At 54.7% G+C, this 3,106-nt stretch carries 1 protein-coding gene; it reads left to right on the top strand.

Annotated elements, in window-relative coordinates:
- The coding region (locus tag AC5ELV_RS26195; RefSeq protein ID WP_493432441.1) for an amino acid adenylation domain-containing protein at positions 1–3,106 on the top strand (3,106 nt) is incomplete at both ends.

The following is a 3,106-nucleotide window of genomic DNA, read 5'->3' as shown; positions in this document are numbered from 1 at the left end:
TCTGGTCGTCATGCCGCAGGAAGCGATGAAAATCCGATTTGAATACAATGCGAAGCGATATGATCGTGAAGCCGTTGAACGGACTCAGGGCCATCTGATACAGCTGTTGGAGCAGGTGGTGGCGAAGCCGGACATTCGAGTGCAGGAGCTGGATATGTTAAGTGAGCAGGAGCGTGAGCAAATTCTCAGCGTATGGGGCAATACAGCTGCTGAGTATCCAAGCGAGCGAACGATTCATGGCCTGTTTGAGACACAAACGGCGCAGACACCGGAACAGCCAGCGTTGTTCTTCGAAGGAGAGCAGCTGACCTATCGCGAGCTGAATGAACGTGCGAATCGTCTGGCGCGCACCTTGCGTAGTCAAGGCGTAACGAAGGATCGACTGGTGGGTCTGATGACCGAGCGTTCGGTAGACTTAATCGTGGGGATCTTAGGCATTTTGAAAGCCGGGGGTGCATATGTGCCCATCGATCCGACGTATCCGGAGGAGCGTATCCGCTACATGCTGGACGACTCGGGTGCGAAGCTGTTGTTGACGCAAAGCCATCTGGTGGACAAAGCAGCTTTTGACGGTAATGTGCTGGTGCTGGATGGAGCACAAAGTGTGTATCACGAGGATGGTTCCAATCTGGAGCCGTTGTCTGGTCCGAACGATCTGGCGTATGTCATTTATACGTCGGGTACGACGGGGCAGCCGAAGGGCGTTATGGTGGAGCATCGAAATGTCGTACGTTTGGTGAAAAATACAAACTACGCGCAATTGGATGCCGACACGCGCATTTTGCAAACAGGGGCTGTTGTTTTCGATGCATCCACCTTCGAAATTTGGGGGGCGCTATTGAATGGTGGACAGCTGGTGCTAGTGAGCCAGGATGTCATTTTGGACGCACCCAAGCTTAAGGAAGCTGTGCGTAGCCACGGCATTACGACGATGTTTCTGACCACACCGCTCTTTAACCAGCTGTCCCAGCAGGATCTGGCGCTGTTCGAGGGGATACGGGAGCTGCTGGTCGGCGGTGATGTGATGTCCGTACCACATATGAACCGGGTGCTGGAGGCCCATCCGTCCCTGCGGATCAGTAACATCTATGGCCCAACCGAAAATACGACCTTTTCCACAATGCATGCGATCACTGGTGTGCAGTCGGAATCGGTGCCAATTGGCAGACCGATCCATAATTCGACAGCGTATGTCGTGGATCGTTCGATGCGGCTTCAGCCCGTCGGGGTATGGGGTGAGCTGATCGTCGGCGGTGACGGGGTGGCACGTGGATACCGCAACCGTCCGGACCTGACATCGGAAAAGTTCATCGACAGCCCGTTCCGCAGCGGAGAACGCTGCTATCGCACAGGAGACCTGGTACGCTTGAATGTGAACGGGACGCTGGAATATAAGGGACGGATTGACGCACAGGTGAAAATTCGGGGCTACCGAATCGAACTGGGCGAGGTAGAAACGCAGCTGTTGAAGCTGGAGGCAGTGCGAGAAGCTGTGGTCGTTGCACGTGAAGATGAGCAAGGGGAGAAGCAACTCTGCGCTTATGTGGTCGCCGATGGGGAAGTTGTGGCAAGTGAGATGCGCAGCGCTTTGAGCCAGAAGCTGCCGGGTTACATGATCCCTTCCTATCTGGTACAGCTGGAACAAATGCCGCTGACACCGAACGGTAAAATCGACCGCAAGGCTCTACCAGCACCAGAAGACAGCCTGCAAAGCGGAGCCGATTATGTCGCACCGCGAACGTGGGTGGAAGTGAAGCTGGCGCAAATTTGGCAGGATGTGCTGGGCCTGGCGCAGGTCGGCGTGAAGGAAAACTTCTTCGAGATTGGTGGACATTCACTGCGGGCGACGACGCTCGCCTCGAGGATTCACAAGGAGCTGAACAAGCCGCTTCCATTGCGCAGTATTTTTGAAGCACCAACGATTGAGCAATTGGCAGTCGTACTGGAACATCTGGATCAAGTAACATATGCGTCCATTCCGGTAACGGAAGAACGCAACTTCTACCCGTTATCGTCGGCGCAAAAACGACTGTATGTGCTGCATCAGTTCGACCCGAATGATGTGAACTACAACATGCCGTCGGTGCTGCAGGTGAGCGGACCGCTGGATGTGAAACGGGTAGAAGACGTGTTCCGTCAATTAATCGCCCGTCATGCGACCTTGCGCACCCGCTTTGCATTAGTGGACAATGAGCCAATGCAATGGATTGAGCACACTGTGCCGTTTGAGGTGGAATATACGAAGGTACAGGCAGAAGATGCGACTACGGATACAGATCAGGACACAACCACGGATACGGACACGATGGTCAGCAAGGAAGCACAAGAACGGGTGCTGCAGTTTGTACGTCCGTTCGATCTGCAAGCCGCTCCGCTGCTGCGGGTAGGCTTGGTGGATTTGGGCGTACAAGGAACCGGGCAGGAACCGCAGCATTTACTCATGCTCGATATGCACCACATCGTTTCGGATGGCGTGTCCATGGGGGTACTGACCGATGAATTTGTCCGCTTGTACGACGGTGAAGAGCTTTCACCACTGCGGATACAATACAAGGATTACGCGGTATGGCAGCAAAGCGAAGCTCATCAAAAGTGGATGCAACGTCAGGAAGCGTACTGGCTCGACGCCTTCCGGGGTGAACTGCCTGTACTGGATCTACCTACGGACTTTGCCCGTCCGTCGATACGAAGTACGGCAGGCGATACGGTGGTGTTCGGGCTGGAGCGTGAAGCTAGCGAACGTCTGAAAGAACTGGCGGCACACACAGGCTCTACGCTGTATATGGTGCTGCTGGCTGCATACACCGCGCTCTTACACCAATACAGCGGGCAAGAGGACATCGTAGTCGGCACACCGATTGCCGGACGACCGCATGCGGATCTGGAGCCGATGATTGGGATGTTCGTTGGAACGTTGGCATTGCGGAACTATCCGACGGCAGAGCAAAGCTTCCGAAGCTATGTGGAGGATGTGAAGACGCGTGCCCTGCAAGCTTACGAGCACCAGGACTATCCGTTTGAGGAGTTGGTGGAAAAGCTAAATGTGAAGCGGGATATGAGCCGCCATCCGCTGTTCGATACGATGTTTACCCTGCAAACCACCGAG

The sequence above is a fragment of the Paenibacillus sp. NMA1017 genome (assembly GCF_058895805.1).
Note: the sequence above shows the minus strand (reverse complement) of the source record. Positions and strands in the feature narration are given on the sequence as shown.